Below are 13994 nucleotides of genomic sequence, written 5' to 3' on the forward strand. Positions count from 1 at the left end.
AAGGCTTCCGCCGGCGGCATCGCAGCCTCCGGCGCGGGTGAGCCAAGGCTCCGACTCAGCCCGCCAATCGATCCGCCCAGCGGCGCACTTTTTCCGCCATTGAGGCAAGATGGTCGGCGGCGGAGAAACCGGAGATCTTCTTGCGCGGCTTGAGATCATGATCGCCGTCCTCCAGCCACAAGATCTCGATCGCCCCGGAAAGTTCATAACCCGGCACCTCCTCGCGTGTGCCGAATTCGTCGCGGGTGCCCTGGCAGATCAGGGCGGGTGTCTTCAGCCCTTTGAGATGCTGGGTCCGCAGTTGCTCCGGCTTGCCGGGCGGATGGAAGGGGTAACCGAGGCATAGGAGGCCGGCGACCGCCCCCTCCGCATGCAGCTCGTCGGCAACCATGCTCGCCACGCGTCCGCCCATGGATTTGCCGCCGATGATCAGGCGTCCCCCGGCGCCGAGCTCGGTGATCGCAGTTCTGTATTCCGGAATGAGGGTCTCCGCCTTCGGAGGCGGCCTGCGATCGTCCGATTTCCTGCGGGCGGCCATGTAGTCGAACTCGAACCGGACGACGCGAAAATCCCGGCCAGCCAGCGCGCCGGCGGCGGCGGTCATCGATGCGGAGTCCATCGGCGCACCGGCGCCGTGGGCCAGCAGGATCGTGAAATCGGCCACCTCCGGCCCGTCGATCAGAAATCGGTCTGACATTTTGCTCCCTCAATTCAGGCGCATTTTGAAAACGTCTGTCGGCCAGCGCCGATGGCGAACGTCCTTGAGTCTGGACGAAGCGTGCTCGCCCGAAATCGATATCTAGCAGCAAGAGCAGGATCCGTCCCCTAGGGAAGACAGAAGGAGGAAATCTCTATGCAGAACTTCGAGCCCGCCATGGAACTCGCAAGGAAAAACGACATGCGCTTTCCCAACGAAAGCACCGAATACAGGGAGGCGCGCGACGCGCTGCTCGCCGAGGAGATCGAGCTGCGCCGTCACATCGAACGTGTTGCCGAACAGCGGCGGCGGCTTCCGCCGGGCGGCATCGTGAAAAAGAAGTACACGTTCGAAGGCGTGAACGGCACGGTCTCCTTCGAGGATCTGTTCGCCGACAAGGAAACGCTGGTCGTCTATAATTACATGTTCGGCCCGCAGCGGGAACGGCCCTGCCCGATGTGCACGTCGCTGCTCTCCTCGTGGGACGGCGAAGTGCCGGACATCCAGCAGCGGGTGGGTTTTGCGGTGATCGCACGCTCGCCGCTCAAGCGTCTCATGGATTTCAAGAGAGAACGCGGCTGGCACCACCTGCCGCTCTATTCGGACGGTACCGGCGAATTCAGCCGGGACTATCATGCGGTGGCGGCCGACGGCAGCGACGATGCCGGTTTCCACGTCTTCACCCGCCGGGACGGTACGATCCGGCACTTCTGGAGCGCGGAAATGGGCGGCGTCACCGCCGATCCCGGCCAGGATCCGCGCGGGGCGCCGGATCTGATGCCGATCTGGACGATCCTCGATTCGACGCCGGAGGGCCGCGACCCGCACTGGTATCCGAAATTGTCCTACCAAGGTCTGACGTCTGCCTCGAACGCTTAGGACCTAAGTCCGACGAAGCTATTGGAATGGAACGAAATTCCATGTCGCCACGTTCTCCGGCCACTTCAACCAAGAGGAGATTGGCCATGAAGAATATCGTTCTCATTACCGCCGCGTTCGGCCTTGCCGCGACCGGCGCACTCGCTCAGCAGAGCACCGTCAACGGCGCCGTCGGCGGCGCAGTCACGGGCGCCATCGTCGGCGGACCGATCGGGGCCGCTGTCGGCGGCGTGGTCGGCGCCGCCGCCGGCACAATCGTCGATCCGCCGCCGGAACGCGTCGTCACCTATGTACGCGAACAGCCCATCCAGCAGTCCGTCGTCGTCCAGGAACGCGTCGTGGTCGGCCAGCCGATTCCGCAGCAGGTCGTGCTGACCCCGGTTCCGCAGGCCCCGCAATATTCCTATGCGATCGTCAACCAGCAGCGGGTCATCGTCGATCCGCGCACCCACACCGTGGTGCAGGTCGTCGATTAAGACCCGGCCCGACACGGCTCTTCAAGCCGTCGCGCCCCGGCGCGGCGGCTTTTGCCCCGTCCGATTTCTGGCAGCCTCCTTTTGGGTAGCCGGCGGCCCAGGATTTTTTTGAAATGCCCCGGAACCTTTCATCGGTTCGCGCATTTCTTCCGGTTGGTATCCAGGGAGGAATCAAAAATGCAGACAAGCTGGCAGAAACCAGTACGCGTTGCGTTCGGTCATCTGGGAACGGAAATCATCAACGGGCCGTTCGAAGCGCTCGCTTTGCTGACCGACCGGTGGCCCGACATGCGAGGGCCGAACTTCGTCAAGGCACGCAGCGCCTGCCGCGCGGCACTCGACGGACGCAGGTCGCCGGAGGAGGCGCGTCTGCAGTTCGAACAGGCTGTGAGCGAAGCGCAGCTGCATCTGAACTAACCCGGAGCCGGTCGATGACCGGCTTTTTGCTGCTTCAGATGCCGATGATATCCCCGAACAGGCGCAGCGTCGAACCGGACAGCGCGATCGGGGCGAACAGCACGGAAAAACAGATGCACGGGCCGCGTCTTCCGGCGACCGGGCGATGGTCCAGTGTTTCGTCGGCAACGGAAACCGCGCCCTCGTCGAAATTGCCGCGATGATCGTGGAACTCGCCCTCCAGAACCAGGGTCAGTTCCAGGCCGTGGTGACCGTGATGGGGAAGCGCCCTGCCCGGCCGCACCCACAGGAGGCTCGCCTCGACCTCCTTCGATTTTCTGATGATGTGCTGCCGGAAACCCGGCAGCCTGGTCTTCCAGGGAATGTTGGGAAGATCCGTCCCGACATAGGCGCGGAGTGCGACCGGGAACCGGGATCTTTCCGGGATCGCCGGCCAGCTCTCCGACGGAAGGGGGGGAGACATGAATATTTCCGCCAGGCGACGTTCGCGCGAGGAGACCGGAAGCGGCCTGCTGTCCTCCAGGGCCTCTCCCGACATGGTCTCCAGGACGCGGGCCAGCCGGGCGGCCGAAGCCTGCATTTCCAGATGAGAACCGATGAGGACATGCGCCGGTTCCGGAAGGGAGCCAGACACGTATTGCGCGATGAGGAATTCCAACCTTTCAAGGTTCAGCAGCATGTCTCAAGGCCAATTTCGCGCATAAACTTCCTGCGCTGCACGATAAATTCACGAATGACACGGTTCAGTATGTGCTTCAACGGTATTTGATATACGTACGGCAACCGGTTTGGATTACTACTTCCAATATAATAACTTCCAGAAAGTTGAGGAGCGTGGTCTGATTTTAGCGAGCCGCATCTTAAAAGCGGCGGCCTGCCCTAGAATCCTGTCTCCGGGCAGTGACTGGAGACAGCCGGCTAAAGATGGATTTTATCGGTTACCGCTTCCGGCAGAAACAGAATTTCTTGCTCTTCGGCGCTTGTCCGTCGAAAAGACGACGCTTAAATCAGCGATGAACAACAAGGCATGACGATGACCCCCCATTCCTCCGTCCTCGATGTGATCGGCAACACGCCCCTTATCCGGCTCAAGGGCGCTTCCGAAGCGACCGGCTGCGAAATCCTCGGCAAGGCGGAATTCTTGAACCCCGGCCAGTCGGTCAAGGACCGTGCCGCGCTCTACATCATCCGTGATGCCGAAAAGAAAGGCCTGCTGCGCCCGGGCGGCGTGATCGTCGAGGGAACCGCCGGCAATACCGGCATCGGCCTGACGCTGGTCGCCAAGGCGCTCGGCTACCGCACCGTCATCGTCATTCCGGAGACCCAGAGCCAGGAAAAGAAGGACGCGCTGAAGCTGCTCGGCGCCGAGCTGGTCGAGGTCCCGGCGGTTCCCTACAAGAACCCGAACAATTACGTGAAAATCTCAGGCCGCCTCGCCGAGGAGCTTGCGAAGACCGAGCCGGCGGGCGCCATCTGGGCCAACCAGTTCGACAATGTCGCCAACCGCGACGCGCATGTGGAAACCACGGCGCCGGAGATCTGGGAACAGACCGGCGGCAAGGTCGACGGCTTCATCTGCGCGGTCGGCTCGGGCGGCACGCTTGCCGGCGTCGCCCTCGGCCTCAAGGCCCGCAACCCGGATATCAAGATCGGCATCGCCGATCCGGAAGGTGCCGCGCTCTACGATTTCTATGCCCACGGCGCGTTCAAGGCGGAAGGCAATTCGATCACCGAGGGTATCGGCCAGGGCCGCATCACCGCCAACCTGGAAGGCTTCACGCCGGATTTCGCTTACAAGATCCCGGATGCTGAAGCGCTGCCCTATATCTTCGACCTCGTCGAGCACGAAGGCCTCTGCCTCGGCGGCTCCACCGGCATCAATATCGCCGGTGCCGTCCGCCTCGCCAGGGATCTCGGCCCCGGCCACACGATCGTGACCGTGCTCTGCGACTACGGCAACCGCTATCAGTCGAAGCTCTTCAATCCGGATTTCCTGAAGTCGAAGGGCCTGCCGGTGCCGGCCTGGCTGACGCAGAAGCGGCAGATCACCGTGCCCTTCCAGGCGGCCTGACACAATTCCAGAACCGAGTGATCCATGCCCGTTGAAGCCCTCTACCGTGACGATTTCTATCTTTCGACAGCCGAAGCGGTGGTGACGGCCATCCACGAGGACGGCGGCATCGAGCTCGACCGCACCTGTTTCTACGCCACATCCGGCGGCCAGCCGGGCGATACCGGCTTCCTGGAACGGGCCGACGGCACCAAGATCCAGCTCGGCCAGACGAAGCACGGCGCCACCAAGGACATCGTCATCCACGTTCCGCTCGAGGGCGAAGCGCAGCCGCTGGTCGGCGAGAAGGTGGTCATGCATGTCGACTGGCCGCGCCGCTACAGGCTGATGCGCATGCACACCGCCTGCCATCTCCTCTCCGTCGTGTGCCAATATCCGATCACCGGTGCCGCCGTCGGCGAGGAGGAATCGCGCGTCGATTTCGACATGACCGACACGATCGACAAGGACGCAGTGACGGCCAGGCTGATGGAACTGGTCAACCAGAACCACCCCGTCTACGTGCAGTGGATCACGGACGAGGAGCTTTCCGCCAACCCGGGCATCGTCAAGTCGAAGAACGTCCGCCCGCCGATGGGCATGGGCCGCGTCAGCCTCGTCTGCATCGGGGAAAATTCGAGCGTTGACAGCCAGCCCTGCGGCGGCACACATGTCTCGGAAACCCAGGAAGTCGGGGCGATTCACATCGCCAAGATCGAAAAGAAGGGCAAGGAGAACCGGCGTTTCCGCATCCGGTTCGGCGAGCCCGGCGCAGAGGCCTGATACGGGTCCGAAGGAGATATGACATGAGCGAAACCAGCCGTTTCGTCGTTTCGTCCGAGTGGCTCCACAAGGAACTCGGCAGTCCCGATCTCAGGATCCTCGACGCCTCCTTCTACTTGCCGGCGCAGAACCGCGATGCCGACGCCGAATATGCGGCCGGCCACATTCCCGGTGCGGTCCGTTTCGACCACGACAAAGTCGCCGACCATTCCACCGGCCTGCCGCATATGGTTCCCTCGCCGGAAGTCTTCGCCGAGGCGGTCGGCCGGATGGGGATCTGCGAAAGCGACCGCATCGTCATCTACGACGGCCCGGGCATCTTTTCCTCGCCGCGCGGCTGGTGGCTGTTTCGCATCATGGGCGCCAGGAACGTTTTTGTTCTCGACGGCGGCATCGACGGCTGGAAGGCCGAAGGTCGGCCGCTGGAAACCGTCGTTCCCTCGCCTGAACCCGCTACGTTCACGCCGGACTTCCGCCTCGACAAGGTGATCGACTTCCAGACCATGCTGTCGATCGTCAGCGAGGGCACGCGGCAGATCGCCGATGCACGCCCGGCCGGCCGTTTCGCCGGCACGGAGCCGGAGCCGCGCGCCGGCATGCGTTCCGGCCATATGCCCGGCGCCGTCAGCCTCCCGTCCGGCACCTTTTCGGTGAAGGGCAAGCTCCGGCCGCTTTCCGAACTCAGGAAAGCGATCGAGGACGCGGGCATCGATTTCGGCCAGCCGGTCGTGACCAGCTGCGGTTCGGGCATCACCGCCGCGATCATCACCCTGGCGCTGGAATCGCTCGGGCATGAGGACAATGCGCTCTACGACGGCTCCTGGACCGAATGGGGCAGCCGCCAGGATACGCCCGTGGTGACTGGTCCGTCCGCCCCGAAAGCGGCGTGAGCATCATGGTCAAGAAGCCCGCGGCGCTTACGGCGCACGTCACCCAGTTGGAAATGACGGCGCCGCCGAGGGCGAGCCTGCCCGTGCCGGTCAACATCCAGACCGCGATCATCCGCGCCGCGGACATTCCGCTCCACTATTACCGTTATCTCTACCGTCAGGTCGGCAAGCGCTGGCACTGGTACAAACGGCTGAGGATGACCGACGAACAGCTCGCCGCGACCATCCACGACCCGCGCGTCTCCGTCACCGTGCTCTATGTCAACGGCGCGCCGGCCGGCTTCTTCGAGCTGCTCAAGGAAAGCGACGACATGGTCGAACTTTCCTATTTCGGACTGTTCGAGCGGGCGATCGGGCTCGGCATCGGCAAGTGGTTCCTGTTGCAGGCGCTCTACGCCGCCTGGCAGGACAATCCGAAGAAGGTGACGGTCACCACCAACACGCTCGACCATCCGCGCGCCCTGCAGCTCTATCAGATGATGGGCTTCTCGCCGGTTTCGACCTACGAGGCGATCGTCCAGCCGATGACGGAGGCGGAGCTCATCAAGGTTCTCGACGCTTGATGGCAGGCTCTCACCCAAGGCAGCACTGGTGCCTTGGTGGTGCTGGCGCTCGACGGCGGGACCTATGGCGGAATTCTTCGGCCTAGCCTGAACCATCGGAAGCAACCCGCCAGGCCGGGCGCTGAGATAAAGGATAGAAGCCTCACGGCTGCTGGCCGGAACCTATATGGACTGGTCGAGCCCCAGCATCGCCTCGGAAACGCAACGCTGGGACGGGCAGCCGACGATTGGCCCCTCCCTGCCGGCAGGCGACGGTCGGCATTCCTCGCCGCCGGCAAGTATCGGGTGGCGGCGCGGCGACAGAACGCGCATCTCTCCTCCATCGAGAAGAGGAGATTTCCATGTCCATCGCCTTCGTCGCAATGCCCACCGAAGACGCCGCCGATCTGTGGAACGGCGGCCGGGATTCCTACGGTCACCATCCGGAGACCAAGGTTTCCGACGGCCCCGGTTATCCCTGCCGTCACTGCCTGAAGAATATCGATGCCGGCGAAGAACTGTTCGTCCTCGCCTATCGGCCCTTCCCGGCGTTGCAGCCCTATGCGGAAACCGGGCCGATCTTCCTGCACAAGGAGCCGTGCGAACGTTACGCGGCAGAGGAAATCCTGCCGCCCATGTTGTCGAGCACGGATTATATCGTGCGCGGCTACGGCGCCGACGACCGGATCGTCTATGGCAGCGGTGCGGTGACGCCGACGGACCGGATTGCTGCGCGTGCCGAGGAACTGCTTGCCCGCGAGGACATCGCCTATGTGCACGTCCGGTCGGCGCGCAACAATTGCTACCAATGCCGGATCGACAGGGTCGCGGGGCCGGCCTTCGCGGATACCGGGCTGGCGATCTGACTATGAAGGCGCGCCATGGGGTGCAGACGCGCCTTCATCGGTTTGGTCAGTTGCGGTCTTCGCCGCTCTCACCGTCGCCGCTTTCGATCCGCTCGGCGATGTCGAGCAGAAGCTTGACGAATTCGCCGCCCTTCTTTTCGTCTTCTTCGAGTTTTCGGGCGATCACCTCGCGCAGGTTCAGCAGGGCGGCATCGACGCTGCGCGGCAGGGTCGGGCCGGTATCGCGGCCGCGTTCCTGGCGTTCCTGCTTCTGCCTGATCCGCTCGGCAATCATCGACAGCCGGTCGAGGATCGTTGCCGCGAAGCTGCGGTTTTCGTCGAGATACTTGCGGCCTTCTTCGGTGATCACGTAGCGCTTCTTGTTGCCGTCGGCTTCGGCGGTGACATAACCCGCCTCCTCGAGATAGGTGAGCGTCGGATAGACGACACCCGGGCTCGGGGCGTAGAAGCCATAGGTGAGGTCCTCGATGTGCTTGATGATCTCGTAGCCATGGCGAGGCTCCTTCTCGATCAGCGCAAGGACCAGAAGCCGCAGGTCGCCCTGCAGCAGGAAACGGCCGATGCGGCCGTCGCCGTCGTCGCCGAAACCGCGGCCGCCGCCACGCCCGCCAAAACCGCGGCCGAAACCACCGCCGAACGGACCGCCCCGCGCCGCGAACATCTCCTCGAAGCCCCTGCGCCCGCCGCGTTCACCACAGCCGTGGCGCCCATCAAATCTTTGTCCGAACATTCCGCGTCTCCTTTAGACTAACTTACGATATATCTAAAGATAGTCGCATGGAAAGGGTAGTCAAGGATTTCGATATATCTAAATCATATCATATTGATCCTGATGACAAAAAAGCGCCGGAGCATCGCCCCGGCGCTTGGTATCAATCTGTATTCCACCGGTCCAGCGGCCGGTCCGACACGCTTTCGATATATCGATTACGCGACGTTCAGCAGGCTTTCCGGCGCGAAGGCTTCGTAGCCGAGCGCTTCGGCGACCGGCCTGCTGGTCACGCGGCCCTTGTGGACGTTGAGACCGTTGCGCAGGTGCTTGTCCTCGGCAATCGCCCGCAGGCCGCGGTCGGCGAGCGCCAGACCGTGCTGCAGGGTCGCATTATTCAACGCATGTGCGGACGTCACCGGCACCGCGCCGGGCATGTTGGCGACGCAATAATGCACGATGCCGTCGACCTCGTAAGTCGGCTCCGAGTGGGTCGTCGCATGTGACGTCTCGAAGCAGCCGCCCTGGTCGATCGCGACATCGACCATGACCGCGCCCCTCTTCATGCCCGACAGCATTTCGCGGCTGACGAGTTTCGGCGCGGCGGCGCCGGGAATAAGCACGGCGCCGATGACGAGGTCGGCGGAGAAGACTTCCTCTTCCACCGCATCGATTGTCGAATAACGGGTGTGGACACGGCCGTTGAAGATGTCGTCGAGCTGGCGCAGACGCGGCAGCGAACGGTCGATGATGGTGACGTCGGCGCCGAGGCCGGCCGCCATCTTGGCCGCATGCAGGCCGACGACGCCGCCGCCGATGACGGCGACCTTGGCCGGCAGGACGCCCGGCACGCCGCCGAGCAGGATGCCGCGGCCTCCATGCGCCTTCTGGAGCGCGGTCGCGCCGGCCTGGATGGCCAGGCGTCCGGCGACTTCCGACATGGGAGCGAGGAGCGGCAGGCCGCCGCGTTCGTCGGTCACGGTCTCGTAGGCGACGGCGGTGGCGCCGGAGGCGATGAGGCCCTTCGTCTGTTCCGGATCGGGCGCGAGATGGAGATAGGTGTAGAGAAGCTGGCCCTCGCGGAGCTGGGCCCATTCGGTCGGCTGAGGTTCCTTGACCTTCACGACCATGTCGCATTTTTCGAAAATTTCTTTTGCCGAACCGACGATCTTCGCACCGGCGGCGATATAGGCGGCATCGTCCGCGCCGATGCCGGCGCCCGCCTTCGTCTCGATCAGGACCTCGTGGCCATGCGCCACATATTCACGCACCGCGCCGGGCGTCAGGCCCACCCGGTATTCATGGTTTTTGATTTCCTTCGGGCACCCGACACGCATGCAGCGTTCCTCTCAGTTGCGGCTTTCGCCAGTTGATGTTCCCGATGGAAGCTAACCAGAAAATCGCTCGAATGTCCTTGCGAAGAGGAATTGCGAAAACGCGTATCTTCGCAGATTATTGCGTTTGGAAAGAATTTTTCGAAGGGTCTTCGAATGAACAACTTCGATGCCATTGATCTTGCGATCATGCGCACGCTTCAGGACAACGGCCGTATCTCCAATGCCGAGCTTGCCGAACGGGTCGGACTGTCGCCGTCGGCCTGCTCGCGGCGGCTCGACATCCTCGAAAAAAGCGGCACGATCAGCAGCTATCACGCGCGCCTCTCCAACAAGGCGCTCGACTACAAGATGATGGTGATCGTCCATATCTCGCTGTCGGGCCAGTTCGCCAAGACGCTGACGGAATTCGAGGCGGCGGTCAAACTCTGCCCCAACGTGCTGGTCTGCTACCTGATGTCGGGGGAATACGACTACATCCTGCGGGTGGCCGCCAAGGATCTCGAAGATTACGAGCGCATCCACCGCGACTGGCTCTCCGCCCTGCCGCATGTGGTGAAGATCAACTCCAGCTTCGCGCTGCGCGAAATCATCGACCGGCCGAATGTCGGCCTATGAAATGCCGATGAGGATCGCGCCGGCAGCGACGACGATGCAGGCTGCAATCCGCTTGGCGGAGAGCGTTTCGCCGAGGAACAGCCGGCCGATCAGCACCGCGAAGACCACGCTGGTTTCGCGCAGTGCCGAGACCGGGCCGGCCGGCGCCATCGAATAGGCCACCAATACCGCGCCATAGGAAAGCAGTGAGACCATGCCGCCGCCGCCGGCCTTCCAGGTTTCCCGCGAGCGAAGATCGACGCGGAACCCGCCGCGCATGATGAAGAAGGCGATCGCCATCAGGATGCCCGGCAGCAGGAAGACCCAGGTGATATAGGCACCGGTATGACCGGAAAGCCGGATGCCGACTGCGTCGACCGTCGAATAACCGGCGATCGAGACGCCCGTCGCCAGCGCGAAGGCCATGGAGCTTGCGGTGGCGCGCGCCCTGCCGAGCGACAGCAGCATGATGCCGATCACGACGAACAGGACGCCGGCCATGGCAAGCGGCTGCAGCACCTCACCCATGAAAACGAGGCCGCCGAGCGTGACGAGCAGCGGCGCGCTGCCGCGGATGATCGGATAGACCTGCCCCAGTTCGCCATGGCGGTAGGCAGCGACGAGGAGCAGGCTGTAGACAAGCTGGAAGAGCGCCGAAGCGACGAGATAGGGCCATGACTCCTGCTCCGGCAAAGGCAGGGCCAACGCTACGGGGATCGCGACGATGGTCATCGCCGCCGTCATGACGGTCATCGTCCAGAAACGGTCGGCACCCGACCGCAGAAAGGCGTTCCAGCCGGCATGCAGGATGGCGGCGCAGAGCGCCAGGGCGACGACGAAAGTGCTCATTTCCCCTGAAACATACCCCCATGGCTTGGATCGTCTTCGAAGGTCCGGACGGATGACGACATTAGATAAAGTCGGCCGCAGCGACTCGCCGACAGGCTGCGGCCGGCCCATGCGTGAGCCTCTTCGGGCACTTTGTCAAAGCCGGCTAAATACCTCGTGCCGAAACAGGTCGATTTTTATCGATCGCCCTAAAGGGATCTCAATCGCTGCCATGTATCTTGCCCTCAAGGAACAACGAGGGATGGACCATGAGCATGAACGGCCGGATGAAGACGCGCGGTGCGGAGCGCAAGAAAACCCGCATTCTCGGCACGGTCAAATATTTCAACCAGACGGTCGAAGGGCGCGTCACCGACCTGTCGGCGAAGGGCCTGGCGCTCGATCTCGGCGGCCGCGTCTTCCATGCCGCCGACGGCAGCCCGGTCAAGGTGGAGAGCGACGAGCTCGGCATTCTCGAGGGCACCGTGAAATGGCGCCGCAGCGGCCGGCTCGGCGTGCAATTCAACGTCAACAGCAATGCGGTGGCGCAGGTCTCCTCCTACTTCCGCTTCTTCCACAAGGACGTGCCCGCCGGCCTGGCACGTTAAGGCCTGGCACGCTGAGGTCCGGTACGCTAGGATCCAATGGTGCCGGTTTCGCCACCGGCCATCTTCACAATGCAATCTCCCGCTGTCATTTTGCTGATGCAAGGCCGTGCAATTTTGCCTAATCTTGCCGCCGCAAATGACCAGAGGGAGAGATGTCCATGTCGTTTCTAGCCGGTTTTCAACCCATGACCCGCCGTTCGCTGCTTGGAGGCGTCGCCGCTTCGTCGGCGCTCGTAATGCTGCATCCGTTTGCCGCGCGCGCGGCCGGCAACCAGGCGCATCTGCGCATCATGGAAACGACGGATATCCACGTCCACGTCTTCCCTTACGACTATTACGCCGACAAGCCGAACGATACGCTGGGCCTCGCCCGCACCGCCTCGATCGTCGACGCGATCCGCGCCGAAGCCGGCAATTCCATGCTGATCGACAACGGCGACTTCCTGCAGGGCAATCCGATGGGCGACTACATCGCCTATGAGCGTGGCATGAAGGAGGGCGACAAGCACCCGGTCGTCAAGGCGATGAACGTGCTCGGCTACGATGCCGGCACGCTCGGCAATCACGAATTCAACTACGGCCTCGATTTCCTGTTCAAGGTGCTCGCCGGCGCAGGCTTTCCTTACGTCTGCGCCAACCTCACCAAGGGCCAGCTCGCCTCCGACGCCAGGAAGGACGAACTCTTCCTGAAGCCCTATGTGATCGTCGAAAAGCAGATCCGCGACGGTTCGGGCGCCACCAGCCCGATCAAGGTCGGTTTCATCGGCTTCGTGCCGCCGCAGATCATGGTCTGGGATTCCAAGAACCTCGAAGGCAAGGCGCAGACCCGCGACATCGTCGACGCCGCGAAGGCTTGGGTACCTGTTATGAAAGAGGAAGGTGCCGACATCGTCATCGCGCTCTCCCATTCCGGCATCGACGGCGGCGGCCAGAGCGAGCGCATGGAGAACGCCTCGCTCTACCTCGCCGGCATCCAGGGCATCGATGCGGTGTTCACCGGCCACCAGCATCTCGTCTTCCCGGGCACCAAGGATTTCGACGGCATTGCCGGCGCCGACACGAAGAAGGGCAAGCTGATGGGCAAGCCGGCCGTCATGGGCGGCTTCTGGGGTTCGCACATGGGCCTCATCGATCTGCTTCTCGAAAAGGACGGCAAGAGCTGGAAGATCGTCGATTCGACCTCGGAAGCCCGGCCGATCTATCACCGCGACGAGAACCGCAAGATCGTCGCCGACGTCAAGGACAAGCCCGAGGTCATCTCGGCCGCGAAGGAAGAGCACGAAGCGACGCTCGCCTATGTACGCCGCGCCGTCGGCAAGTCGTCGGCTCCGCTCTACTCCTATTTCGCGCTCGTCGCCGACGACCCGTCGGTGCAGATCGTCTCCAATGCCCAGACCTGGTACATCAAGGACATGCTGAAGGAGGGCCAGTACAAGGATCTGCCGGTGCTTTCCGCAGCGGCCCCCTTCAAGGCCGGCGGCCGCGGCGGCGCCGAGTATTTCACCGACGTGCCAGCGGGCGACATCGCGATCAAGAACGTCGCCGACCTCTACCTCTATCCTAACACCGTGCAGGCCGTGCTGATATCGGGCGCGCAGGTCAAGAACTGGCTGGAAATGTCGGCCGGCATGTTCAACCAGGTTCAGGCGGGATCCAAGGACGCGCCGCTGCTCAACAACGATTTCCCGTCCTACAATTACGACGTCATCGACGGCGTGACCTACCAGATCGACCTGTCGCAGCCGGTTCGCTTCGACAAGGACGGCAAGCTGCTCAATGCCAACGCCAACCGCATCGTCGACCTCAAGTACAACGGCAAGCCGATCGATCCGGAACAGAAGTTCGTGGTCGCAACCAACAACTACCGCGCCGGCGGCGGCGGCAAGTTCCCGGAAATCGCCGGGGACAAGGTGATCTTCGTCGCCCCCGACACCAACCGCGACGTGATCGTCCGCTATATCGTCCAACAGGGCACGATCAATCCTTCGGCCGATGCCAACTGGTCGTTCAAGCCGCTGCCCGGCACGACGGCGCTCTTCGAGACCGGCCCCAAGGCCCGCCAGTTCGCCGCCGCGGTGAAGGGCGCGAAGATCGAGGATGCCGGCGACGGCGAGAACGGTTTTGCAAAGTTCCGGCTGGTGCTCTAAGCCCGTCCGGCACATGACAACCGACCGGGGAAGCCATCCTTTCCCCGGTCGGAATTCGAAAATCTCTCACCGCCATCTTCGTCCCCGGTGGCCCGGACGACGCCGAACAGGACGCAGGCTCCTCGGGAGCCGAGGGCTGCGATGTCGGCCTTGCGGTATCAATCTCCAGGT

Annotated in this window: 18 protein-coding genes; 12 read left to right on the forward strand and 6 right to left on the reverse strand. The window is 63.0% G+C overall.

The annotated features are described in order from the left end of the window. Positions 1–55: 55 nt before the first annotated feature. Positions 56–697 carry an alpha/beta hydrolase family protein gene (locus DMO26_RS19105; RefSeq protein ID WP_117193779.1) on the reverse strand — a complete coding sequence of 214 codons (642 nt, stop codon included), beginning with the start codon at positions 695–697 and terminating at the stop codon, positions 56–58. A gap of 156 nt (positions 698–853) precedes the next feature. On the opposite strand from DMO26_RS19105, the gene DMO26_RS19110 reads away from it, so the two are divergent. From DMO26_RS19110 to DMO26_RS19120, 3 genes are all read left to right on the forward strand, one after another. Beyond that, on the forward strand, positions 854–1576 hold the full coding sequence (locus tag DMO26_RS19110) for a DUF899 family protein (RefSeq protein ID WP_404947069.1): 723 nt from the start codon (positions 854–856) through the stop codon (positions 1574–1576). Positions 1577–1662: 86 nt separating this feature from the next. Then, positions 1663–2052 (forward strand): DUF1236 domain-containing protein, encoded by a 390-nt coding sequence (locus DMO26_RS19115; protein ID WP_117193781.1) that lies wholly within the window; start codon positions 1663–1665, stop codon positions 2050–2052. Positions 2053–2229: 177 nt separating this feature from the next. After that, positions 2230–2469 (forward strand): DUF982 domain-containing protein, encoded by a 240-nt coding sequence (locus tag DMO26_RS19120; protein WP_117193782.1) that lies wholly within the window; start codon positions 2230–2232, stop codon positions 2467–2469. Positions 2470–2503: 34 nt separating this feature from the next. Here DMO26_RS19120 and DMO26_RS19125 read toward each other — a convergent pair whose 3' ends face one another. Then, a complete protein-coding gene (locus DMO26_RS19125) occupies positions 2504–3148 on the reverse strand; it encodes a cupin domain-containing protein (protein ID WP_117193783.1) in 645 nt (214 codons plus the stop codon). Positions 3149–3257: 109 nt separating this feature from the next. On the opposite strand from DMO26_RS19125, the gene DMO26_RS33755 reads away from it, so the two are divergent. The 5 genes from DMO26_RS33755 to DMO26_RS19145 are packed head-to-tail and all read left to right on the forward strand — an operon-like array spanning position 3258 to position 6755. Then, complete coding sequence (locus DMO26_RS33755) at positions 3258–3500, forward strand: hypothetical protein (RefSeq protein WP_162894976.1); 243 nt, start codon at positions 3258–3260, stop codon at positions 3498–3500. A 2-nt stretch (positions 3501–3502) separates the two neighbouring features. After that, the gene (locus DMO26_RS19130; protein ID WP_117194004.1) at positions 3503–4540 is read left to right on the forward strand and encodes a cysteine synthase A; all 1038 of its coding nucleotides are present in this window, start codon (positions 3503–3505) and stop codon (positions 4538–4540) included. Positions 4541–4564: 24 nt separating this feature from the next. Further along, on the forward strand, positions 4565–5302 hold the full coding sequence (locus tag DMO26_RS19135) for an alanyl-tRNA editing protein (RefSeq protein ID WP_117193784.1): 738 nt from the start codon (positions 4565–4567) through the stop codon (positions 5300–5302). A gap of 23 nt (positions 5303–5325) precedes the next feature. Continuing rightward, positions 5326–6192, forward strand: a complete 867-nt coding sequence (sseA, locus tag DMO26_RS19140; protein ID WP_117193785.1) for a 3-mercaptopyruvate sulfurtransferase — start codon at positions 5326–5328, stop codon at positions 6190–6192. A 5-nt stretch (positions 6193–6197) separates the two neighbouring features. Beyond that, complete coding sequence (locus tag DMO26_RS19145; RefSeq protein WP_162894977.1) at positions 6198–6755, forward strand: GNAT family N-acetyltransferase; 558 nt, start codon at positions 6198–6200, stop codon at positions 6753–6755. 162 nt (positions 6756–6917) lie between these two features. Here DMO26_RS19145 and DMO26_RS33760 read toward each other — a convergent pair whose 3' ends face one another. Beyond that, positions 6918–7067, reverse strand: coding sequence for a hypothetical protein (locus DMO26_RS33760; protein ID WP_162894978.1), 150 nt, complete (start codon positions 7065–7067; stop codon positions 6918–6920). A gap of 29 nt (positions 7068–7096) precedes the next feature. Here DMO26_RS33760 and DMO26_RS19150 point away from each other — a divergent pair, with 29 nt between their 5' ends. After that, positions 7097–7600: a DUF1203 domain-containing protein gene (locus tag DMO26_RS19150; RefSeq protein ID WP_117193787.1), complete on the forward strand. Its 504-nt coding sequence runs from the start codon at positions 7097–7099 to the stop codon at positions 7598–7600. A 46-nt stretch (positions 7601–7646) separates the two neighbouring features. Here DMO26_RS19150 and DMO26_RS19155 read toward each other — a convergent pair whose 3' ends face one another. Both DMO26_RS19155 and ald read right to left on the reverse strand, forming a co-directional pair. Further along, positions 7647–8330, reverse strand: a complete 684-nt coding sequence (locus DMO26_RS19155; RefSeq protein ID WP_117193788.1) for a PadR family transcriptional regulator — start codon at positions 8328–8330, stop codon at positions 7647–7649. Between the two features lie 197 nt (positions 8331–8527). Continuing rightward, a complete protein-coding gene (gene ald / locus DMO26_RS19160) occupies positions 8528–9646 on the reverse strand; it encodes an alanine dehydrogenase (RefSeq protein ID WP_117193789.1) in 1119 nt (372 codons plus the stop codon). Positions 9647–9799: 153 nt separating this feature from the next. Between ald and DMO26_RS19165 the strand changes: the two genes are divergently transcribed. Beyond that, the gene (locus tag DMO26_RS19165; RefSeq protein WP_117193790.1) at positions 9800–10261 is read left to right on the forward strand and encodes an Lrp/AsnC family transcriptional regulator; all 462 of its coding nucleotides are present in this window, start codon (positions 9800–9802) and stop codon (positions 10259–10261) included. Here the strand turns inward: DMO26_RS19165 and DMO26_RS19170 are convergent. Next, on the reverse strand, positions 10256–11089 hold the full coding sequence (locus DMO26_RS19170) for an EamA family transporter (RefSeq protein ID WP_117193791.1): 834 nt from the start codon (positions 11087–11089) through the stop codon (positions 10256–10258). The two genes, DMO26_RS19165 and DMO26_RS19170, sit on opposite strands and share 6 nt — an antisense overlap. Positions 11090–11337: 248 nt before the next feature. On the opposite strand from DMO26_RS19170, the gene DMO26_RS19175 reads away from it, so the two are divergent. Further along, a complete protein-coding gene (locus DMO26_RS19175; protein WP_117193792.1) occupies positions 11338–11676 on the forward strand; it encodes a PilZ domain-containing protein in 339 nt (112 codons plus the stop codon). 158 nt (positions 11677–11834) lie between these two features. Then, a complete protein-coding gene (locus DMO26_RS19180) occupies positions 11835–13823 on the forward strand; it encodes a bifunctional 2',3'-cyclic-nucleotide 2'-phosphodiesterase/3'-nucleotidase (protein WP_117193793.1) in 1989 nt (662 codons plus the stop codon). The last annotated feature ends 171 nt before the right edge of the window (positions 13824–13994 follow it).

Source organism: Rhizobium terrae (genome assembly GCF_003425685.1).
In the GTDB taxonomy this organism is placed as follows: domain Bacteria; phylum Pseudomonadota; class Alphaproteobacteria; order Rhizobiales; family Rhizobiaceae; genus Neorhizobium; species Neorhizobium terrae.